Origin of the sequence: Fuchsiella alkaliacetigena (genome assembly GCF_023227765.1) — a bacterium.
GTDB lineage: Bacteria > Bacillota > Halanaerobiia > Halobacteroidales > Acetohalobiaceae > Fuchsiella > Fuchsiella alkaliacetigena.
This window is the reverse complement of the sequence record NZ_JALKBZ010000029.1, coordinates 1-22,726: the sequence shown is the minus strand read 5'-3', so window position 1 is coordinate 22,726 and position 22,726 is coordinate 1. Positions and strand designations below refer to the sequence as shown.

The window sequence follows — 22,726 nt, the reverse complement described above, 5'->3', positions numbered from 1 at the left end:
ACCATCACATTTTAACCTATCCTATTAAAGATGTCAACTCCTTTAACTTCTGCTCAGTTCGTTCTTCAATCTCTTCAATATAGAGCCAAGGCTCCTTAGGATTAACTAAACGTTTTATCTGTCGATAATCGCTGGCTACTAATTTAGTTATAGCTCCTCCTCCTAAACCGATTACTGTAGTTCGCTCCTCCATCATCAAAATATTATAAATAGACTCTAAACCACTTTTAGCATAACCAATATTCTCTAAATTGCCTAACATGTACTTTTGACGATACATATAATAAGGGAACATTTCCAACTTTTTAGCTAATTTAGCAGCTTTTTGAGACATTAATTCTACTTCCTCGACAGTGGGAAAGTCCAACTGCTCGACTCTATTTCGCCACTGTGCAGCCCGTTTAATAGCTAATACATGCACCGTCAAGCTGTCAGGAGCTAACTCTTCTACCTGTTGGAGAGTACTTTCAAATTCACTTAATCCCTCCCCAGGTAAGCCAATAATTAAATCGAAGTTAATATTTTCAAAACCTAAGTTTCGAGCCTGCCGATAAGCTCTCTTAAACTCAACTACACTATGACCTCTACCAATTTTATCTAAAGTTTTTTGGTTCATAGTCTGCGGATTAATGCTAATTCTATCCACTGAATACTCCTTTAGTATAGCTAATTTCCGTTCAGTAATGGTATCTGCTCTACCAGCTTCTACATTAAACTCCCGCAACTCAGCTTGATAGAAATTTTGCTGGATCAACTCCATTAAGTCTTGGAGCTGTTCTGCCGTCAAGATAGTGGGAGTACCTCCCCCTAAATAAATAGTATCCACTAATAGCTCCTTTTCCTTTATCCAATCTCCTATTCTATTTATCTCTTTATTTAAGGCTTTTAAAAAGGAACTTAAATGATCTCCGTGCTCTTTTAAGGAATAAGCAGCAAAGGAACAGTAACTACAGCGCGAAGGACAGAAAGGAATCCCAATATAGAGGCTCACCTTCTTTGAGGCTTCTTTTTTAGCAAGTAAATAATTGCGTTCCCGTTTAATCACCTTTAATAACAGGTCAATCTTTTCGGTTAGCACTCCATAATGCTGGCTTAAGTGCTCTCTAACTTCAGCATAACTAAAGCCTTTATCCAATAAAAAATGTCCAATCTTAGTTGGACGAACCCCAATCAAAATTCCCCAAGGGCTAGCAGGAACATCTAAATAATCAGTTAAAAGTCGATAAATCTGTAATTTAACCTTATTTTTAGCCCGACGCTGTCGGTCATGCTGATCATATTTGGCAGCTAAAATTTCTGAATCAAAATCTTTCTTACTCAAATTAGCTGCGGGCCCTATCAATTCACTAATCACTTCCAGTCCTGTTGCTTTTTTTGTTAAATAATTCTTTACTGTTATTTCAGCATCTTCTTTCTCTACTGCCTTTAGCTGAGGCAGTAATACCTCCAACATCCTTTTAACTCCTGAAAAAAATTCACTCTCCTCCAACTCTAAACTAACCGTTATTTTCTCACTCAAAAGCTATTACCTATCCTTTCTATTAGACCAATTAACTAATGCTAACATTTTTAAAGAAATGGATTACTCTTAATAATCCCTCCTAATCTACCTGTAGGGCCGTGTCCAGGATAAACCTCTAAATCAGAATCTAATTCCAGTAACTTCTGAATTGAAGCTTGTAACTGCTCTCTAGAACCTTGAGGAAAGTCAGTTCGACCAACCCCCATAGCAAAAAGAGTATCTCCCGTAAATAGTTTACCATTACCTACTAAAGTTATACCTCCTGGAGTATGGCCTGGGGTATGGATCACCTCTAAGCTCCACTCACCGCATTCCACAATATCACCTGCTGCTAACTCTCTATCGGCAGCCGGGCCCTCAATAGATTCTTGAGGTCTAAGAAAAGATAGGTTCAGTTCTGGACTTACTAATGCCTCAGCATCAGCCTGATGAATCAATAGCTCCGCCTCACTATTTTCCAACAATACCTCATTAGCTCCAATATGATCGTGATGAGCATGAGTGTTAAGTACATATTTAATCTCTAAATTCAACTCAGCTACCTTATCTAAAATCTGCTCTCCTTGAGCCCCAGGATCAATTACTATACACTGACCTAGCTCTTCATCACCCAAAATATAACAATTAGTCTCTAAACTACTAACAGCAATACGTTCTAATATCATTTATCTAACCTCCTGTATAATTAAACTAACAGTCTTCCTAACTATCTAGAACTATAGTTACTGGCCCATCATTAACTAACTCTACCTCCATCATAGCTCCAAAGCGACCGGTTGCCACCTCTAAACCACTCTCCTGCACAGCCTGTACATAGTCCTGATACAGTTGTTTAGCCTTCGTCGGCCCGGCAGCTTGATTGAAGTCAGGTCTTCGTCCTTCACTACAGTCTCCATAAAGAGTAAATTGAGGAATAATTAATACTTCTAAATCTAAATCTAAAGCTGAAAAATCCATCTTCCCTTCTTGATTAGCAAAAATTCTTAAATTCACTGTTTTATCAACTAAGTACTCCACATCCTGTTGTTGATCATCTTCTCCTACTCCTAATAAAACTACTAATCCTTTTTCAATCTCTCCTATTACCTCTGTTTCAACTTTAACCACAGCTTCTTTAGCTCTTTGAATTACCGCCTTCACTTTATCGCCTCCTAAAGTACTATACTAATGATTAGCTTGGAGTAGCTCTTCGTACATCTAAAACACCTTCAATATGGATAATTTTATTCATAATATCATTCATATGCTCCAAACTACTAATTTGCAAAGCCACTCTAATATTAGCCAACCCATCTCTAGTAGTTTGAGCATTAATAGCCGTAATATTAAGCTTAGCATCAGAAATAACCTGAGTTAAATCATTTAATAATGAATGTTGATCTAAAGCTTCTATTTCTAAAACAACTTCGTAAGAAGCTTCTTGGCAAATATTCCACTCTACCTCTATCTGCCGCTGACTATCCTGTTCTAACATATTTTTTATATTAGGACAGTCACTTCTATGTACAGAAACCCCTCGTCCTTTAGTAATATAACCTATTATTTCATCACCCGGCACAGGACTACAACATTTAGCTATTCTTACTAACAGACCATCCATTCCCTTAACTTTAATCCCTTTATCTTCTTTACTCTTTTTTCTACGCTTGGCCTTTTCCTTTAACTTTTTCAAAGCAGCCTTAGGAGACCTGGCTTGTTTTTTATCTTTTTCAGGACGTAATTTCTTAGCTACTTGATCAACGGAAACCTTATTATATCCTATAGCAGCATAAAGATCCTCAACATTAGATCTACCCAGCTTGCGAGCTATCTTTTCTAAACGTTCCTTTTTTTGTTGTTCTTGGAGATTTAAATTATGCTTTTTTAACTTCTTTTCTAAACTTTCAGAGCCTTTAGCAATAGCTTCTTCTCTACGCTGCCTCTTAAACCAGCGTTTAATCTTACTTTTAGCTTTAGAAGTTTTAACAAAGTTAAGCCAATCCCGACTAGGTCCTGTATTTTGAGAAGTCAAAATTTCTACTATATCTCCGTTAGTCAAATTATACTCCAAAGGAACAATCTTACCGTTAACTTTAGCGCCTACACAGTTATGACCTACCTCAGTATGAATATTATAAGCAAAATCGACTGGACTAGCATCCTTAGGTAAGGAGATTACATCGCCTTTAGGAGTAAAAACAAATACTTCATCTTCAAAAAGGTCTATCTTTAAAGTCTCCATGAACTCCGCAGCATCCTGCAAGTCCCGTTGCCACTCCAACAGTTGCCGCAACCAAGAAATCTTTTCCTCAAAATCTCCACTCTTCTGTTGTCCTTGCTTGTAACGCCAGTGAGCAGCAATTCCATACTCAGCCGTCCGGTGCATTTCCCAAGTTCTAATCTGAATCTCCAAGGGTTCTCCTTTGGGCCCGATTATAGTAGTATGTAGCGATTGGTACATATTAGATTTAGGCATAGCTATATAGTCCTTGATTCTGCCGGGAACAGGATTCCAAATTTCATGTAGAATTCCTAACACTTGATAACACTCTTTAACGCTATTGACAATTATCCGTAAAGCTGTTAAGTCATAAATCTCAGCAAAATCCTTATCTTTATTAACCATCTTCTGATAGATGCTATACAAATGTTTAGGCCGACCGTAAATCTCTGCTTTAATATCTACTTCTTGTAAACGCTCTTCTATCTTAGAAATGCACTTCTCTATATAGAATTCTCTTTCTTCGCGATCCTTAGCTAGTTTATTGGTTAACTCCTGATACTTATTAGGCTCCAGATATTTAAAACTGAGATCCTCTAATTCCCATTTCAATCTAGAAATTCCTAGCTTATGAGCCAATGGAGCATATATCTCCAAAGTTTCAGTTGACTTCCGCTGTCGCTTTTGCTCAGGTAAACACTCTAGAGTACGCATATTGTGAAGTCGATCGGCTAATTTAATCAAAATAACTCTAATATCCTTAGCCATAGCCAAAAACATCTTCCGTAAGCTCTCAGCCTGATGTTCCTGGCGAGACCTAAAAGCGATCTTGCTTAACTTAGTTACCCCATTAACTAACAAGGCCACCTCTTCCCCAAACTCCTTGATAATCTGGGCAGAAGAAATTTCAGTATCCTCTACTACATCATGAAGTAAAGCTCCCACAATAGAAATTACATCAAGCTCTAGTTCCGTAAGCACCATAGCTACTTCCAAAGGATGCTCTACAAAAGGCTCTCCCGAAACTCTAAACTGCCCTTCATGCGCTTCTTTAGCAAAATAATAAGCCTTAGTCACTAAGTCTAAGTTAGGATCCTTAGTATACGATTTTATTTCTGTTAGCAATTCTTCCAGAGCCATTATCTCTTCTCCTTCATTTCTCTACTCATCAATAATAATAGAATAAATATCATAAGCCTCCAACTTCTTTCTACCTTCTAAATAAGCCAACTCTAATAGAAAAGCTAATTCTACTACTTCTCCCTCTAACTTCTGAATTAAATCACAGGTGGCCTTAGCTGTTCCTCCAGTTGCTAAAAGATCATCCACCACCAAAATTTTATCTCCAGGAGTAAAAGCATCTTGATGCATTTCTAATACATTACTTCCATACTCCAAATCATACTCAGCCTTAACTACTTCTGCTGGCAACTTCCCTTCTTTCCTAGCCAAAATAAAGGGCTTATCTAACTCTAAAGCTAAAGGAGCCCCCATCAAAAAGCCTCGCGCTTCAATACCCACTAAAGCATCTATTTCATAGTCTTGATAACGTTCCTTAAACTGTTCGATAACATATCTATAAGCTTGAGGGTCTTGAAGCAAGGTAGTAATATCTTTGAACTTAATTCCTGCTTCAGGAAAGTCTTCAATAACTCTGATTTTTTCTCTTAAATTCACCTTATACTGCCTCCTTAGATTAGTAATTTATTAGTTTTTGCACTTGATTATCATCTATTAAGCATTTAAACTGAGCAAAGAGATCTCTAATTAATAAACCTTCTTTATACTTTAGCGAATCCATAAGTTCAAATCCTTCTTCAGGAGTTGCCTGTAATTCAAAATTTGAACTATTCAGTTCATCAACTTTAAGCAACAGGCCTAACTGAGCAAAAATCTTCAAGCCCGCTCTTACAGTAGCTTTAGTTACTCCTTCTTCCAGTTCAGCCAATTTACGAGTTAACTCTGATTTATTCAAGTTAATTACTCCCTCTTCACTGCTTGCCTTCTTTAAAACTCGATATAAGTTAGCCAGCACCTCTTTATCCGGAGTAAAGCTACTTAACCAAGACTGAGCAGCTTTAATATCTACTTTATTAAACAATAACTGTACCTCTACTTTATCGGTCTCCTTGCCCAAACCTGTTAGCAAGCTCTTAAATTGCAATAAGTTAAAGGGAGGTTGATAAAAAATAATATTCTCTGCTAAAGAAAATATAGTTCCTTCACTCAAAACAAAATCACAAACTACTGCTTTTAGCTCTCCTCTTTGAAAAAGCTTAGCTACAACTGAACGTTCTTCAGTCTTCAGCAAACGATTATAAAGAGCAATTTGTGAGGAATATTCCGGCAGCTCTTCTCTTAAGTATCCAGCTAAATCCACAGATTCTTGAGTTCTATTAACATAAATAATACTTTTCTCCTTAGACAGTAATAAGTCCTTTAAATGCTGCTGCTTTTTGCCATAACTTGACCCGGTTAACAGCTTATAATTAGGCTGATTAAAATCTAGCTTTATTAGTTCCTCTACCTGCAAACTACAGCTAAGTTGTTCAGCAAAACTACTATTTAAACCCCTTAAAATAACTAGTAATTGCTCAGTCTTTAATTTATCAATTATAATTCTTTGCCACTGATCCTTGCTAGCAATTAACTGAGAAATAATATCAACAACTGTTAAGCCAATCTGCTCTTGAAACTGACTAAACTCTGCTTGATAATGCTGCCAAAACTGAAAGGTAATTAATAACAAATCTATCTCTCCAGCCGCTAAGGAGTTTAATAGCTCTTTTTGCTGAGCTACATTTAAATCAGCAGTAGCCTGCCTAACCTTTAAACCTTGAGCAGTTAACTTAGCAGCTAAAAATTCAAACTGTTCTTTAACTATAACAGATAAAGGTAAAATAATAAGCATCGTTCTTTCAGTCCTTAAAGCCTCTAAGACAGCATAGCTTTGATAAAAACTCTTTGCTTCAATACCAAGCGGAGCAGTAATTAAAGTAGACTGTTCTTTAGCTAAATCATCAATAGCTTTCTTGAATTTAGACTGTAAATCCAAATCTAAACCCCCAAAAAGATACTTATAAACCTTATTTAAATCTTTTGTTAAATCAGCAGTAACCTTTATAGATTCTTCTGCCTGACTTGAAAATTGAAGAGGCTTCCTGTTAATAAAAAGATTAAGCTGATCTCGCAATTTATTAATAGCTGAAACTAAAACTTGATAGTCATAGCCAGTATCCAAATAAGGGGCTAGGTATTCAGCCAACTCAGCATTAAGATAGCCTAATTCTTCACCATTTAAAGTTTCTACCTTAACAGCAGATTTTTCATCTTCTTCAGTATTCCTAAGTAAGTTAAGCTCTTGCCCTACTTCCAGTTCAGCAGCTTGAACAGTAGCTGCAATTAATTTAGTGTGAAACTGTTCTAAACAGCTTTTAGGCTGAGACTGCTTTGCTAAACTACTTTTAGCTTTAAGAAAGAGCTTATCCACTGTCGATAGTTGCCTAAAGTGAAGATCCAGCAAATTAAGCTGTAGTTGAGAACGACCCTGCCAGTGATTAATCTTTAAAGTGCAAGCTAGATCCAGACTATCCTGCTGCTTTAAAAGAGGCTCTTTAAAATAAGCCTTCTCAAAACCGATACAATCCACTTTAGTTCCTGACCTATCTTTAACCACCAGCTTAAGATGCTTATTATTTTTACCAACTAATCTTAAACTATCCACTGCTACCTCTTGAACCATTAACTTAGGTCGAGGATTTCGCAAACCAAAAGGAGCCAGGCGCTCTAGTTCTGCTACTAGCTCCCTACTTAAATCCTTTAATTTCACTTTAGCATCTAGCTTAAGAGTAGGTAAAAGTTCTTGAGCTGTTAAATATTTTTTAGTATATTGACTAATTTCCTGCCTAAACTGAGCAATATGTGCTGCTTCAATACTTAAACCAGCAGCTTGCTCATGCCCACCGTAGTTAGCTAGCAAATGACGAGAATTTTTAATTGCTTGATAAATATTAAAACCTTTAATACTCCGAGCTGACCCCTTAGCTATCCCTTCTTCAATAGCAATCATTACCGTAGGTCGATAGTACTTTTCTACAATTTTAGAAGCAACTATCCCTACCACCCCAGAATGCCAGCTTCTAGAAGCTAAAACTATAATCTCAGTACTCTCCAAATCCATAGTAGCCAGCATTGCCTCGGCCTCGCTCAATATTTGCGCCTGAATATCCTGCCGCTCTTCGTTAAACTCTTTAAGCTCTGTAGCTAATTGCAAAGCCTCGGACTTAGAGTCAGCAATCAATAACTGTAAAGCCAACTCCGGATTACCAATCCGACCAGCAGCATTAAGCTGAGGAGCTAAAATATAGCCTATATGTCCTGTGTTAATCTCAGCATCTCTCAAATCAGTTACTTCTACTAAGGCCCCAATCCCTAAATTACGAGGAGTCTGTAAAAATTCCAAACCATACTTAACTATAGCTCTATTCTCATCAACTAAAGGCACAATATCCGCTACAGTAGCTAAAGCCACCAAATCTAAATACTTTTGGACTACTTCCATAGTAACAGCTGTAGAGTCTTCAATAGCCAAAGCCTGAATCAGCTTCAAAGCTACTCCGGCTCCGCAAAGCTCAGTAAAAGGATAAGTGCAATCAACATACTTGGGATTAATAATTGCCTCAGCCGGAGGAAGACGTTCCGGTACCTCATGATGGTCTGTTATTATTACTTCTATCCCTAACTCTTTAGCCAACTTTAACTCCTGATAATCACTAATTCCACAGTCCACAGTAATTAAAAGCTCTATTCCCGATTGAGCTAATCCTTCAATAGCAGCTTTATTCAAACCATATCCTTCTTCTAAACGATTAGGAATATAAGCCTCAACTTCCAAACCTAAGCTTCCTAAATAGTCAATTAATAAAGCAGTGCTTACAATCCCGTCTACATCATAATCACCATAAATAACAGTTCGCTCTCCAGCCTCCACAGCAGCCTGAATCCTAATTACAGCAGCTTCCATTCCTGCTAATAAAAAAGGAGAATGCAAATCAGCTAAATTTACTTCTAAAAAATGCTTTACTTCTTTTGGGGTTTGCAAACCCCGATTAACTAAAATTTGACTAAAAACTGAAGATATCCCCAGATTTGCAGCCAAATTTTGAGTACTATCTATATTTTCATTTGGGAATCTCCACTCTTGTCTTTCAATCACATCTTCAACCTCCAAAATTAAAAGCAAATAACTAATAAGAACACTCTTTTATTCTCGATTAATACTAAACTTCTTGCCTATTCTCTGTTTCAACTACTTTTTCTTCAAACTCAGTATCTTCTTCCTCATCTTCTTTCTCAACTTGTTCTTGAGCTAACTCCACTTCAGTAGCCATCTCATCTAGTTCAGATTCTAAACTACTTATCTGCTGCTCCTTTTTCCTTAATCTCATTCGCCACTTGATCTGCTTTACTACACTAAACAAACCCACTGATAAAGCCCCTAAAATAGCTGCTCCTAAAATAATTACTACCAAAGAGGTTTCAAACTCCCAAGTAAAAAGTACAACCTCCACCATAGTAGCATTTTGAATAGCAAACAAAGCCACTAACAGCGCAAAAACTAAAGCTACTACTAAAATAAATTGCAATTTCATCTCCCCTTTTTAAAATCTACCTGAACGCATTATAGAAATCACTAACCAAATACCTAAAAAAGTCGCTACTAAATAACCGCTCAAACCAATAGCCGGAATCCCCAAAAATTGAGGGCCTTTATCCACCTGCATTATCAAGGAGGAACCAATAATTAAAGCAGTAACAATTACTGAAATTGATAAGCGATTAGTTACTATATCCAATTTAGAAATTAATTCTTCTAAGCCCACATGTTTAAGTTCTATCTGTAAGTCTTGCTTTTCTAGTAAATCCAAGATATTCCCCACTTGTTGAGGAAAATTCTCCAAAAATCTATACATTTCCTGACCTTGCCTAAATAAATTTTTGACTAAGCGGACTGGATTATACTTTTTCTTTAGCAACTGATAAGCAAAGGGTTTAGCTACCTCAAAAACATTAAAGCTAGGATTCAAATCACTTGCTACCCCTTCAATAGTTACCAAAGCTTTACCTAATAAGATGAAATCCGTAGGTAGCTTAATTCGATACTTATATGCTAGTTCCAATAGTTGATTAATTATCTGGCTAAGACTAATTTCCTCCAAACTAGCTCCATAATACTCATCCAATAACTCCTTTAACTCTCTTTTTAAAAGCCTTTTATTGATCTGACGAGGAACCATTCCTAATTCTAATAGTTCACGTAGCATTATCCTTTCATCACGAGCAATAATAGCCATAAACAGATCAGCAATAGTCTCCATAGTTTGCAGATCCATTCTACCTACTATCCCAAAATCTATAAATACAACCTCTCGCTGTTCAGTAATCATAATATTACCTGGATGAGGATCGCCATGAAAAAAGCCATCAACTAATACCTGCTTCATAAAGGATTCAGCTATAATCTCAGCTATCTTTTCACAATCAAAACTAATGCTTTGTCCAGCTAACACCCCCACTTTTTTACCAGCTATGTATTCCAAAACTAACATCTTTTTAGTGGATAGCTCCCAATAAACATCAGGAATTTTAACTTCATCTAGTTCAGCAAAATTTCTTCTAAATTGATCTGTATTTCTACCTTCAATTTGATAGTTTAATTCTTTTCTAATTAGCCTTTTAAACTCTTTAACTATCTCTACTGGATCTACTAAATCATCACTAAAGCCCCGTTTTTTAAAAATAGTAGCTAAATTATTGATAATCTCTAGATCTGTTTCTATTGTTTCTTTAATATTAGGACGCTGAATCTTAATTACTACTTTACTTCCATCTTTTAAATAAGCTATATGCACTTGACCAATAGATGCAGCAGCTAAAGGAGTAGCTTCTATTTCCTTAAATATCTCTCCATAGGGCTGCTCCAATTCCTTTTCTACCTGTTCTATTACTTTTTCAAAAGAAAAAGGTGGAACATCATCTTGTAGCTTAACCAGCTCTTCAATATAGTCTTGAGGTATTAAATCAGGTCTAGTGCTTAATAGCTGACCTAACTTAATAAAGGTGGGCCCTAGCTCTTCCAAAGCTAAACGTAGTCTTTCAGCTCGAGATAATTCATCCTTCTCTTCAGACTGAACCTTCAAACGCTTACTTAAAGGTAAAAACTCATACAAATCCAGTCTATCAATTAAATATCCCAATCCATTCTTAATTAACACTTCAGCTATCTTACGATACCGCTGAATATGACGATAATGACGATTTAAGTTCCAAAAAGACATCTATTCACCATCCTACTCCTTAGCTGAAATCATTCTTCCTCTTTTAAAGCCTCTACTTCTCTTTTTAAGGCCTCTACCTCCAACTCCACAATTCTCAGTTTATCTCGAAGCTCATTTACTTCGTCTTTTTGCTCTTCCTTTCTTTTTAAACCAGTCTTATCTAGAAAACTATCCAGTCCACTCTTCACTCTACTCTTAGCTTCCTTGCTTCCTGCTTCAGTTTTATCCATCAGTTCCTCTATTATCTCTTCAGCTTCCTGTTGGCTAATTTTACCCTGCTCAACTAATTCACCAACTATTTCCTCAGCCTTTTCCTTAGTTAATAACATCACACTTAATCCAGCCACCAAAGTCTTTTTAAATAAATCGATGCTAACTACCTCCTTTATATTTATTATATTAATCCAAATAAGCCTTAACCTTAAATTTCAATCAATCTTATTATAACATAGGTAGCAACTGTTGCCAAATACATTAATGCTATAACTAAGTACACAAAAAGCCACCCTGGAATCCAGGATGACTTTTATTATTAAACAGAAGCTTCACTCATCTCTTTTCTTCGTTTTTGCCAAGCATCTAGTTCAACTAAAGCCGGACTAGCTATAAAAACAGAAGAGTAAGTTCCCGCTAAAATACCAATTAGCAAAGCTAACATAATCGTTTGAATCGTAGCTCCTCCAAAAACAAAAACTGCTGCTATACAGGCCAAAGTAGTAGCTGAAGTATTTATAGATCGAGGTAAGGTATCCACAACAGCTCTATTATTGAGTTCAGCAAAGCTTTGCTTGCGCTTATACTTAAGATTTTCTCTAACTCTATCAAAGATCACTATAGTATCATTAATAGAATAACCCATTACTGTTAATAAAGCAGCTATAAAAGGACTATTAATCTCTCGACCTAACAGAGAAATTATCCCTAGCAAAATCAAAATATCGTGTACTAAAGCAATAATAGCTGCTATAGCAAACTTAAACTGAAAGCGAATACTGATATAGGCTACAATAGCTACTATAGCTACTGCTAAAGCTAAGAGAGCATTTCTAGTTAACTCATCGCCAATAGTCGGGCCCACCATCTCCGACCTCAACATTTCAGCCGACTCATACCTATTATAAACCTCATTCTGGATCTGACTAATCTCCTCTTGTTCTAAATCAACTGTTCTAATTAAAATTCCAGTATCACCACTACTTTGAATTATACTATCACCAGCTAAATCAAACTCTTCCATAACCACTCGTATATCATCGGTACTTACCTCTTCCTCAAAAGCAAATTCAATAATAGTACCTCCGGTAAAGTCTATCCCCAAATTCATACCTTGGGTAAACATAGAAACTAAACCTACAATAATAATTACAGCTGAAATCAAAAACCAGATCTTCCTCTTGCCAATAATATCTAAGTCCTTACTGATTATACTCAAAACCATTACCCCCTTATCTGGCCAAAAGAACCTTGACCCTTGAGTACATTGATATCCAATAATAAATCGATTACCGATTTAGTCACTACAATTGCCGTTAACATACTAGCTAAGATACCGATACTTAAAGTAATAGCAAAGCCTCTCACGGGCCCGGTTCCAAAATAAGCCAAAATAGCAGCGGTAATTAAAGTAGTCACATTAGAGTCCAAAATAGTCTTAAAGGCTCTTTTAAAACCAGAGTTAATAGCCGCTCTTAGCGTTTTACCACTACCGATCTCTTCTTTAATCCGCTCAAAGATAATAATGTTAGCATCTACAGCCATCCCAATAGAAAGAATCAGTCCCGCAATACCAGGCAAAGTTAAGGTAGCATTTAAACCAGCTAAAGCACCTAGTACTATCACTCCATAAATTGCTAAGGCAAAGGTAGCAATCAAGCCTGAAGTCCTATACAAAAATATCATTAATAAGGCTACCAATACCAACCCAATTATTCCTGCTCTAACACTTTCGTTAATAGCAATCTCACCTAAAACAGGACCTACAGTTCTATTTTCAATTACACTTACTGGCACCGGTAAAGCACCAGCTCGTAACAAAATAGCAGTCTCTTCTGCTTCCTCTAAAGAAGAATGACCAGTAATAACCCCTTCCCCGCCAGTAATCGGATCTTGAACGGTGGGGTTAGTCAACTGTTCATCATCGAGATAAATCCCTATTCTCTGACCGATATACTCCTGAGTTAAGTTAGCAAATATATCCCTACCTTCTCTATCCAACTCAAACTGAATCACCGGCTCATTAAACTGACCTCCATAACTGGCCCGAGCATCAACCAAATGCTCTCCAGTCATCACTACTTCTCCAGCTGGATTTTTAAACTGTAGTTGAGCCGTTCTCCCAATAGTTTCAATAGCCTGCTCAGGATCTTCAATTCCTGGCAGTTCAACTATCACTCTTCTATTACCTTCCTGTTGAATATTAGGCTCAGTCAACCCCATCTGGTTTACTCGTCTATCGATAACACTAACTAACCTCTGCATAGCATCACGACTTACATCTCCTTCATCAGCCTCTAAAACTACTTGAGTTCCTCCTTGTAAGTCCAAACCTAAGTTAATACTTTCCCCAATCGGAAATAAAAAGTAAGCTGCTACAATAACTATTACTACTATTGCTGCTAGCTTACTCCATTTTTTCTGTTGATGAGTCATCGCAATTACTCTCCTTTCTAAATATCAAAATTCAATTGTAACTGACAATTTACATTATACCCTTTCAGTATTAGCTTGTCAATCACATGCTACCATTTTCCAACTATCAACTTATAATAACTCCACCTCATTAATAATTAACTGGAAAGCACAGTCCAAAGCTTGAGCCGCTTGTCGACACATCATCATTCTAGTTAAAAATATTTCGAAGTATTCCATCACCGTACTAATTTCGGTATCTATTTCTAATTCAAGAGTAATTATATCCTTTTTTTCAGCAACTTCAATAAAAGAATGCTTAGCTGCATAGTTTACTCGATCATGAATATCAAAGGTAGCCGGATCTTCATTTCTAACTCGCGTATAATGAACATCAGACTTATCAGCTAGAATTAAAGCTGCCGCCACCGAATTAACAGGCTCTCCAGATTCTTCATCGTGATTGCCTATAGCCCCAATAATGGTAGCAATCTCCCGCGGCTCCATATCCAGATCTGTTAAAATTTGGGCCGTCAAAGTAGCCGAAACATGTCCATGTTGATAGCGATTAACTACATTACCGATATCATGTAAATAACCCGCAATTTCAGCTAATTGGGCATCTCTAGAAGAATAATCAAGTCTATCTAAGATATTTCTAGCTATATCAGCCACTAAACTAGCGTGACGAAATCCATGCTCAGTAAATCCCATTTCTTCTAAGTGTTTATCTGCTCCCTCAATATAAGCCTTTACTTGAGGGTGCTTCTTTATCTCTTGCAAAGTTAACAATGATTACAGCTCCTTTTAATAGTTATATTGCTTTATTCAAAAGACAAATAATAGATGACAGAGAACAAATTAAGACCAAAAAATAAATTATTTAAAGGTTTTAAGGTTTTGAAATTTAGTATAATCTAAATTTACTGTTGATATTTATCAACTATAATCTGCACCGTTTCTTCTATACTTAGCTCATCAGTCTGCAAATAAAGATCACAGTTTTCTATCGCGTGCTGCAAACGTTCCTTCTGCATCTTAATCCTATTTAATCCCCATTGAACATCTCTTCTTTCTCTGATAGTTTCATAATCACAATCCAAAACAACCATGAAGTTTGGCTCTAATTTACTCCACAATGACTTTACATAAGAATGTTCTTGAGCACAACTCTTAGCTTGGTAGCCTAACTCCTGCAGCCTATCTACCACCGAAGACTTTCCCGAAGCACAGATACCCACCACTAAAATATCAGCTTTATTTTTATTCAAGCTTTCAACCCCGCCTTCTGATTTAAATAGGAAGAGAAAGACTGTACTCCCTGATCTTTTGGCTTTCTTGGCTTTCTTTAATACTTAAAAGTACCACTGTCATATCGTCCTGAGGACGACCTTGATCTAAGTCTAAGGTATAGCCTAAGATCTTTCGAGCTAAACTCTGAGTAAATAAATCAGCTTCTTCTTTACAGATTTTTATTATCTCTTTTAAGCTAACCTGCTCTCCAAACTTTCTGCCAGCATGCATAATCCCATCGGAAAAGGCTAATATTTTCAATCCTTCTTTTAAATCAAGCTCCTGAATAGCCGGTTTAACCTCCTTATGAAAGCCAATACTTCTTACCTTTTTATCGAAAATCACTTCTTTTTCTTCTTCAATTAAGATAATTGGAGTATTACTATTACGAGAAATAACCATCGAATCCGTATCTAAATCTACAGAAAGAATATTCAAAGTGGAAGAAACCTTTCCTCGACGTAGGGTATATAAATAATCGTGAACTGCTCTGCCTACTGCCCCATCTCTAGCTCCATCTCCAATCAATGATGCTGCTCTATTAGCTACTAAATTGCTGATAATTTTAGCTTTGCGCCCGCTACCTTGACCATCAGCTAAAACTACTGAAAAGCCACCTTGAGGTCTTTCAACCACTTCTACTGTATCTCCACTTTTAGAAACTCCATACTTAGAACTTTTAGCAATTCCAATCTCAATCTTCATTCTACCTTCACTTCCTTTGGCATTATATTAAAAGAGCTATCACTTTTTTATGTAGTGATAGCCCCTTAATTAAGTTCTATTTTACCTTTTGATAGCTTTTATGTTCTATAAATCTAATTTCACTAAAAGGCCAGTAAACCCAAAAAGCTCTACCGGAAATCGATTCGTAAGAAACAAATCCAATCAAAGAAGTATAACGACTATCAGCACTATTATTACGATTATCTCCTAATACAAAAAGATGTTCTGCTGGAACCTCATAGGGCCCGAAATCCCCCAAGGTCTTTTCATCAATATAGCTTTCTTTAATCTGCTTTCCGTTAACGTAAACTTTTTGCTCTTTGATTAATACTTCATCGCCTGGAATCCCAATTATTCTTTTAATATACTTTTTATTAGGAGCACCCTGCGGAGTAAAAACAACTATTTCTCCTCGTTGAGGATCATTAAAGCGATAAGTAAGCTTATCTACAAATAGCCTTTCCCCACTATTTAAAGTAGGATTCATAGACTCTCCTTGAACTACAAAGGACTGAGCTACAAAGGTAATAATAAAAAAAGCTAATACTCCAGCAACCACCAACGTTTCCAAAAGCTCTTTAAACTGCTTATTTACTTTCATTCCTTTCCTCCTATCAATCTCAATCAGAGGTCTAATAATTTACTCTTCTTGTTCAACATTAGCTAAATTACCGATAGCACTCCTAATCATTTCGATTTCTACCTCGGGAGTAATCTGAATCTTCAAACTATCTTCTTCAAGTTCAATAATCTTACCTTTAATACCACCAATAGTTACTATCTCATCCCCCTCTTGCAAGTTATCAAGCATCTCGTCACGTTCCTTTTGTCTCTTACGCTGTGGTCTAATGAATATAAACCAAAAAACTCCGAAAATAAGTATCCAAGGTAAAAACGCCAATATCGTTTCTGCATCCATTCTAATTCCTCCTTATTATTTTTAATTAAAACTAAAATTTTGGATTATCTATTTTATATTTCACTATTCTTTAAATAATTCCTTTATTTTAGCTTAACCTTTTAAATAATTATAATTCTAAACCATACTTCCTATAAAATTCCTCTCTATAAACCATTAGCCTATCCTGCCTGATAGCTTTTCTGATCTGAGCCATTAACTCACTTAAAAAGTAAAGATTATGATAGGTAGTCAACCTTAAACCTAAAATCTCATCTCTCTTAAGCAGATGGCGAATATAGGCGCGAGTATAATTGCTACAGACATAACAGTCACATTCAGGATCTAAGGGAGTAAACTGCCGCTTAAAGGTAGCATTGCGAATAGTAATTCTACCTGCACTAGTAAAGACTGCTCCGTTTCTAGCAACTCGAGTAGGAAAGACAGAATCAAACATATCTATACCGTTTAGAACTCCATTAAATAAGTCCTCTGGAGTACCAACCCCCATTAAGTATCTAGGCTTATCTTTAGGCAATAACTGAGGAGCATAACTTAAAACCTCTTTCATTAAATCCTTGGGCTCCCCTACACTCAATCCTCCTAAGGCATAACCGGGAAAGTCCAAAGCAGTAATCTCTTCCGCACTCTGCTCTCTTAAATCGCGATGCATTCCGCCTTGTACAATCCCAAACAAAGCCTGATCTTCCCTATTATGTCTTTCTTTACATCTCTCGGCCCAACGAGTAGTTAACTCCAAAGACTCCTGTACATACTCTTTTTCAGCTGGATAAGGTGGACACTCATCAAAAGCCATAATAATATCGGCACCTAAGTCCATTTGAATTTCTATGGACTTTTCAGGACTGATGAAGTGTTTAGAACCATCTAGATGTGATCTAAACTCCACTCCTTCTTCCTCAATCTCTCTCATATCAGAGAGGCTAAAAACCTGAAAGCCTCCACTATCAGTAAGAATCGGTCGCTCCCAGTTCATAAACTTATGTAATCCCCCGGCCTCAGCAATTAACTCTGAACCCGGCCGCAAATAAAGATGATAGGTATTACTCAAAATAATCTGAGCCCCTAATTCCTCCAATTCATGGGGAGTCATAGCCTTAACGGTAGCTTTAGTTCCTACCGGCATAAAGATAGGAGTATCTATCTTTCCGTGAGGAGTGGAAAACTCACCTAAACGGGCCCGACTTTCACTACATTCCTTATGTAAAGTATATTCAAAACTCATCAGCAAAAATTCCTCCTTAAATGATCAACATTGCATCACCAAAACTATAAAATCTATATTCCTTTTCAATAGCTTCTTGATAAGCCTTCATAATTATTTCTGGACTAGCAAAGGCACTTACCAACATAATCAGGGTAGACTCCGGTAAATGAAAGTTAGTTACTAAAGCATCAAGTACTTTAAAATCATAACCGGGATAAATGAAGATATCGGTCCAGCCCTGAGCAGCCTCTATCTGACCTGTTTCATCACCTAGAGTTTCTAAGGTTCTAGTCACTGTAGTCCCTACTGCTACTACCTTATTACCTGCCTTTTTAGTTCGATTAATTACTTCGGCTGTCTGAGAGCTTACTTCATAGTACTCAGCATGCATCTGATGCTCCTCTACCTTATCAGCTCTAACAGGTCTAAAGGTGCCTAAGCCAACATGTAAAGTAAGATAGACAATATTAATCCCCTGCTTTGCTAAGCTATTAAGTAACTCCTCAGTAAAATGCAAGCCAGCAGTAGGGGCTGCTGCCGCTCCTCTTTTTTGAGCATAAACGGTCTGATAGTCCTCTCTATTTTCCAACTCCTGGCTAATATAAGGCGGTAAAGGCATTTCTCCTAGTCTATCTAATAGTTCAGTAAAGCTGCCTTCATAATCAAACTCAACTACCCTCCCGCCAAAGTCAGTTCGGGATTTTACTGTAGCTGCCAACTGACCATCGCCAAAGAGCACCGTAGTTCCTATTTTAACCTTGCGGCCTGGCCGCACCAAAACTTCCCAAGTATCCAAGGCCACCTCATTAAGCAATAAAAACTCTACCTGTCCTCCAGTTTCTGCCTTAGCTCCGTAAAGTCGGGCCGGAATTACCTTAGTATCGTTTAAAACCAAAGTATCACCGGGCTCTAAATAGTCTCCAATCTCCTTAAAAATCCTTTCCTCTATCTTCCCCGTTGTTCTCTTCTCAACTACCATTAGTTGTGACTCATCTCGAGGCTCCTTAGGCTGTTGAGCAATTAGCTCCTCGGGTAAATGATAATCAAAGTCTGAAACCTGCATCAGCATTCCTCCATGATCTATCTAAATAAGCGCATTAATAAAGAAAATATAATACTTAAAATAATTGAAGTGGTAATAGGTAAATAAAAAGTAAAATTATCTCTCTCAATTCTAATATCTCCAGGTAATCTACCTAGAGGAATATTTAAATCCAAATTTAAAAGCAGACCCATTACTGCTACAAATAAACCTAGAACTATTAATAATCTACCCAATCCTCTTTCCATACCTATTCCCCCTGGTACTGATAATCAAAGTGTTGATAAGCCAGTTCAGTAGCCTTGCGCCCGCGAGGAGTTCTATCTAGAAAGCCTATCTGTAATAAATAAGGTTCATAAACATCCTCAATAGTATCTTTCTCCTCGCTCACAGCAGCTGCTAAAGTACCTAAACCCACTGGTCCACCACTGAACTTTTCAATTAAAGTCAGTAAAATCTGACGATCTATATTATCCAAGCCTAACTCATCTATCTCCAGCATCTCCAAAGCAGCTTGAGCTACTTCTAAATTAATCTTTCCTTCAGCTTCTACCTGAGCATAGTCTCTTACTCGCTTCAAAAGCCGATTAGCAATTCGCGGTGTTCCTCTAGCTCTACGAGCTAACTCTAAAGCTCCAGCATTATCTATTTCTACCTTTAATACTTTAGCAGCCCTAAAAACGATCTCCTGTAACTTCTCCTCTGAATAAAACTCCAAGCGACCTAAAATCCCAAACCTATCCCGCAAAGGAGAGGTCAAAAGTCCTGCTCTAGTAGTTGCTCCTACCAAAGTAAACTGAGGTAAGTCTAAGCGTACTGAACGAGCACTTGGACCTTCACCAATAATGATATCCAAAGCAAAGTCCTCCATTGCCGGATAAAGAATTTCCTCCACTATCCGGTTCAGTCTATGGAGCTCATCGATAAACAGTACATCATTCGGACGTAAATTAGTCAAAATAGCAGCTAAATCACCAGGCCTTTCAATAGCCGGGCCCGAAGTAGTCTTAATATCTACTCCCATTTCATTAGCAATAATATTAGCTAAGGTAGTCTTTCCTAACCCCGGCGGACCATGTAACAACACATGATCTAAGGCTTCACCACGCTGCCGAGCCGCCTTAATAAAAATCTTTAAGTTATTCTTTACCTTTTCTTGTCCTATGTATTCAGCTAACCTTTTAGGTCTTAAACTTAAATCAAAGTCCTGATCCTCCGGCTTTTGATCTGGAGAGACAATTCGCTCCTCCATAAAGTTCTGCCTCCTAAGTTAATCTATTAAATCGATATAAATATTCCTAGCCTAAACTCTGCAAAGCCTGCCTGATTATCTCTTCTACAGTTAAGCCACTCTGCTCTCCACAAGCCTCTTTAACGGCTGCTTCGGCTTCTCGACGACTATAGCCTAGCCCCAATAAACCATCTATAGCTTCTTGACGTTCTAGGTTGGCAGTTGCTTCGACTGCCGTATCCTTTTCTTCAGCCAATATCTGTTCTAAATCTATCTTACCTTTCAGCTCTAAAATCAGTCTTTGGGCTGTTTTAGTACCAATTCCCTTAATCTCCTTTAGAACATCCACCTTCTCCTTAACAATAGCCAACTTAAACTCCTTAACCGTCAAGGTGGCCAGACTGCTAATAGCAGACTTGGGCCCGATTTTGGAAACTCCCAAAAGTTCTTTAAATAACTCTAACTGCTTAGTCTCCAAAAAGCCATAAAGCACTAGCCGATCCTCACGAACATAAGTATAGGTATAAATTTTTAACTCCTCACCTAATTCAGGTAACTTCCTTTGTAAAGAAGGAGGAATATTAACCTTATAACCCACTCCCTGCACTTCAATAATGAGATGATCCTTAGCTTTTAAAGCCAACTCCCCCCGCAAATGACCTATCATTCTCTTCACCTCAGCTTTAATACTTGCTAAAACTTATTTCTAGGTAGAAATACTTTCTCCTTGCTTAAAAATAAAACAACTTAATATATAAAGAGCAGCCTCGAGGCTGCTAATAAAAAATCATTCCATTCTTTCATCATGAATACTAGCTAATCCCTCTAATAAGCCCAATAACTCCTCTTCAGACTCAGCCTTAATTCCTGCTTCTAAGCTCTTTATCTCACTAGGAGGCAAATACTCGATAGAAATCTCTGTCTGCCGCTGCAAAGTAGCCTCTTCACTTCCCGGTGGGCCGGAAAAGATAGCAACAAAACCATCCTCAATCCCTAAGTAAAGTTCCACTTGATGCTCTGGACAGTTACCAGCTAGCTCCTTTCTCAACACAACTTCCTGTTCGTTACTTTCTACCACTTGCCAGTCCTGATAGCGAGTAGCTAACTGACTAAGTACTTTCTCAGCAGCTATCTCCTTTTCCTCTCTATGCAAAGTACCACAATCTTGATAATAAGCCTCCAATATCAAAGTAGTTTTTAATTCGCCAATAGAACCATCGAATGAATAGTTCAAACCATCATCTTCCAGCCTTAAATTAAACTGCCGCTCTTTTTCTCTAATTAAGGACGAAAGATCCTGCTCCAGTTCCTCACTGCTATCTAAATCTTCCTCTACAGATTCTAGGTCAAAAGAATTTTCCAATAGGTCATCTGTGGATTCTGCTAAATAGTCTTCTTCACTACTATCTTCTAAATAATCCTCACCAGACTCCAATTCAGTCAAATCTAACTCGTCTTCTTGCTCTGGAGCTTGTCCTGATAAGCTCAGCACTAAATAAGTGCCTACAGCTACTAATAAAAAAATCAATAGCGGCAGTAGCACAAACCTTCTCAATTTGGACATGTTATCACCTTCCAGCATCTATTAATAACCAATATCAGTATTAGTTATTAAGTATTATGCACAACAGAAGGCAATAATATACTTAACTTTCCAACTCATCCTCCTTCAAAAAAGAAAATTATTAATTAACTTCCTCTAATTCAACCATCAGTTCATCATCAATATCAAAATTAGAATAAACATCCTGCACATCATCATGCTCATCTAAAGCATCCATTAATTTCAAAACCTTTTTAGCTTCCGACTTTTCATCTAATTTAATTGTATTTTGAGGAACCATTACCACATCTCCAGAAGTAAAGCTATAACCATCGTCCTCCATACCTGCTCTTACTTCTTCCAAATCACTAGGTTCTGTTAAGACTTCAACTATATTTTCTTCCATAGAAATCTCTTCAGCTCCGTGCTCTAAAGCCGAAAGCATAATCTCATCTTCATCTACTTCCCTCTCTTCTCTATCAATAACTAACTGCCCCTTACGTTCGAACATCCAAGCTACACAGCCTTCTTCTCCTAAATTACCACCATGTTCAGAAAGCAGATGTCTAATTTCCGAAGCAGTTCGATTACGATTATCGCTCATCAAGTCTAAATAAAGAGCTACTCCAGCCGGGCCGTATCCTTCGTAAATAATCCTTTCATAATCTACACCTTCTAGATTACCGGTTCCCCGGTCAATTGCTCGTTGAATGTTATCCTTAGGCATATTATTATCCTTAGCCTTCTGAATAGCCATTCTCAAAGTAGCGTTAATCTCCGGATCTCCACCACCTTCTCGAGCAGCTACAGCTATTCGCTTGCTTAACTTGGAAAACAACTTCGCTCTCCGGCGATCTTCTTTCTTTTTTTGGTGCTTAATATTGGCCCATTTTGAATGACCAGCCATTGAGATCACTCCTTTCAAAGTTTGAAACGCCAATTAGGCTCCTTGCTTATTTTAACATAGTAAAGCTGTATTTTCAATGAAGCAATATTATTCGACAGGGCAATCGCATGAATAAATTTTATTTTAAAACTCAATCTTATTTCTTATACTCAGTTTGAATTTAAAAAATGC

The 22,726-nt window shown here is 37.2% G+C and carries 23 protein-coding genes; all 23 read right to left on the bottom strand.

From position 1 onward, the window contains the following. Positions 1 to 16: 16 nt before the first annotated feature. Entirely contained in the window at positions 17 to 1,519 is a 1,503-nt protein-coding gene (hemZ, locus tag MWH30_RS09150; protein WP_248663775.1) for a coproporphyrinogen dehydrogenase HemZ, read from the bottom strand. Between the two features lie 50 nt (positions 1,520 to 1,569). Then, complete coding sequence (locus tag MWH30_RS09145; RefSeq protein ID WP_248663774.1) at positions 1,570 to 2,187, bottom strand: MBL fold metallo-hydrolase; 618 nt, start codon at positions 2,185 to 2,187, stop codon at positions 1,570 to 1,572. Positions 2,188 to 2,224: 37 nt separating this feature from the next. Continuing rightward, positions 2,225 to 2,662, bottom strand: a complete 438-nt coding sequence (gene dtd, locus MWH30_RS09140) for a D-aminoacyl-tRNA deacylase (RefSeq protein WP_248663773.1) — start codon at positions 2,660 to 2,662, stop codon at positions 2,225 to 2,227. 31 nt (positions 2,663 to 2,693) lie between these two features. Continuing rightward, positions 2,694 to 4,862, bottom strand: a complete 2,169-nt coding sequence (locus tag MWH30_RS09135; RefSeq protein ID WP_248663772.1) for a RelA/SpoT family protein — start codon at positions 4,860 to 4,862, stop codon at positions 2,694 to 2,696. Between the two features lie 21 nt (positions 4,863 to 4,883). After that, positions 4,884 to 5,399, bottom strand: a complete 516-nt coding sequence (apt, locus tag MWH30_RS09130) for an adenine phosphoribosyltransferase (protein WP_248663771.1) — start codon at positions 5,397 to 5,399, stop codon at positions 4,884 to 4,886. A gap of 19 nt (positions 5,400 to 5,418) precedes the next feature. Beyond that, on the bottom strand, positions 5,419 to 8,937 hold the full coding sequence (recJ, locus tag MWH30_RS09125) for a single-stranded-DNA-specific exonuclease RecJ (RefSeq protein WP_248663770.1): 3,519 nt from the start codon (positions 8,935 to 8,937) through the stop codon (positions 5,419 to 5,421). Positions 8,938 to 9,001: 64 nt separating this feature from the next. Further along, positions 9,002 to 9,367: a LapA family protein gene (locus tag MWH30_RS09120; protein WP_248663769.1), complete on the bottom strand. Its 366-nt coding sequence runs from the start codon at positions 9,365 to 9,367 to the stop codon at positions 9,002 to 9,004. Positions 9,368 to 9,382: 15 nt separating this feature from the next. Continuing rightward, positions 9,383 to 11,059 carry an ABC1 kinase family protein gene (locus tag MWH30_RS09115; protein WP_248663768.1) on the bottom strand — a complete coding sequence of 559 codons (1,677 nt, stop codon included), beginning with the start codon at positions 11,057 to 11,059 and terminating at the stop codon, positions 9,383 to 9,385. A 29-nt stretch (positions 11,060 to 11,088) separates the two neighbouring features. Continuing rightward, positions 11,089 to 11,388, bottom strand: a complete 300-nt coding sequence (locus MWH30_RS09110) for a hypothetical protein (protein WP_248663767.1) — start codon at positions 11,386 to 11,388, stop codon at positions 11,089 to 11,091. 203 nt (positions 11,389 to 11,591) lie between these two features. Further along, positions 11,592 to 12,491, bottom strand: coding sequence for a protein translocase subunit SecF (gene secF, locus MWH30_RS09105; protein WP_248663766.1), 900 nt, complete (start codon positions 12,489 to 12,491; stop codon positions 11,592 to 11,594). Between the two features lie 5 nt (positions 12,492 to 12,496). Further along, positions 12,497 to 13,708 (bottom strand): protein translocase subunit SecD, encoded by a 1,212-nt coding sequence (secD, locus tag MWH30_RS09100; protein ID WP_248663765.1) that lies wholly within the window; start codon positions 13,706 to 13,708, stop codon positions 12,497 to 12,499. 111 nt (positions 13,709 to 13,819) lie between these two features. Further along, positions 13,820 to 14,479, bottom strand: a complete 660-nt coding sequence (locus MWH30_RS09095) for an HD domain-containing protein (protein ID WP_248663764.1) — start codon at positions 14,477 to 14,479, stop codon at positions 13,820 to 13,822. A gap of 131 nt (positions 14,480 to 14,610) precedes the next feature. After that, positions 14,611 to 14,958 carry a hypothetical protein gene (locus MWH30_RS09090; protein ID WP_248663763.1) on the bottom strand — a complete coding sequence of 116 codons (348 nt, stop codon included), beginning with the start codon at positions 14,956 to 14,958 and terminating at the stop codon, positions 14,611 to 14,613. 22 nt (positions 14,959 to 14,980) lie between these two features. Continuing rightward, positions 14,981 to 15,685, bottom strand: a complete 705-nt coding sequence (locus MWH30_RS09085; protein ID WP_248663762.1) for a SpoIIE family protein phosphatase — start codon at positions 15,683 to 15,685, stop codon at positions 14,981 to 14,983. Positions 15,686 to 15,761: 76 nt separating this feature from the next. Further along, positions 15,762 to 16,307, bottom strand: a complete 546-nt coding sequence (lepB, locus tag MWH30_RS09080; protein ID WP_248663761.1) for a signal peptidase I — start codon at positions 16,305 to 16,307, stop codon at positions 15,762 to 15,764. Between the two features lie 39 nt (positions 16,308 to 16,346). After that, complete coding sequence (yajC, locus tag MWH30_RS09075) at positions 16,347 to 16,625, bottom strand: preprotein translocase subunit YajC (RefSeq protein WP_248663760.1); 279 nt, start codon at positions 16,623 to 16,625, stop codon at positions 16,347 to 16,349. A 109-nt stretch (positions 16,626 to 16,734) separates the two neighbouring features. Beyond that, entirely contained in the window at positions 16,735 to 17,850 is a 1,116-nt protein-coding gene (gene tgt / locus MWH30_RS09070; protein ID WP_248663759.1) for a tRNA guanosine(34) transglycosylase Tgt, read from the bottom strand. A gap of 16 nt (positions 17,851 to 17,866) precedes the next feature. Then, positions 17,867 to 18,895, bottom strand: a complete 1,029-nt coding sequence (gene queA, locus MWH30_RS09065) for a tRNA preQ1(34) S-adenosylmethionine ribosyltransferase-isomerase QueA (protein WP_248663758.1) — start codon at positions 18,893 to 18,895, stop codon at positions 17,867 to 17,869. 17 nt (positions 18,896 to 18,912) lie between these two features. Beyond that, positions 18,913 to 19,122, bottom strand: coding sequence for a DUF2905 domain-containing protein (locus MWH30_RS09060; RefSeq protein ID WP_248663757.1), 210 nt, complete (start codon positions 19,120 to 19,122; stop codon positions 18,913 to 18,915). Between the two features lie 2 nt (positions 19,123 to 19,124). After that, positions 19,125 to 20,126, bottom strand: coding sequence for a Holliday junction branch migration DNA helicase RuvB (gene ruvB / locus MWH30_RS09055; protein ID WP_248663756.1), 1,002 nt, complete (start codon positions 20,124 to 20,126; stop codon positions 19,125 to 19,127). A 46-nt stretch (positions 20,127 to 20,172) separates the two neighbouring features. Continuing rightward, entirely contained in the window at positions 20,173 to 20,772 is a 600-nt protein-coding gene (gene ruvA, locus MWH30_RS09050) for a Holliday junction branch migration protein RuvA (protein ID WP_248663790.1), read from the bottom strand. Between the two features lie 120 nt (positions 20,773 to 20,892). Then, the gene (locus tag MWH30_RS09045; protein WP_248663755.1) at positions 20,893 to 21,669 is read right to left on the bottom strand and encodes a BofC C-terminal domain-containing protein; all 777 of its coding nucleotides are present in this window, start codon (positions 21,667 to 21,669) and stop codon (positions 20,893 to 20,895) included. Positions 21,670 to 21,790: 121 nt separating this feature from the next. Then, complete coding sequence (locus tag MWH30_RS09040; protein WP_248663754.1) at positions 21,791 to 22,555, bottom strand: YebC/PmpR family DNA-binding transcriptional regulator; 765 nt, start codon at positions 22,553 to 22,555, stop codon at positions 21,791 to 21,793. Between the last annotated feature and the right edge of the window lie 171 nt (positions 22,556 to 22,726).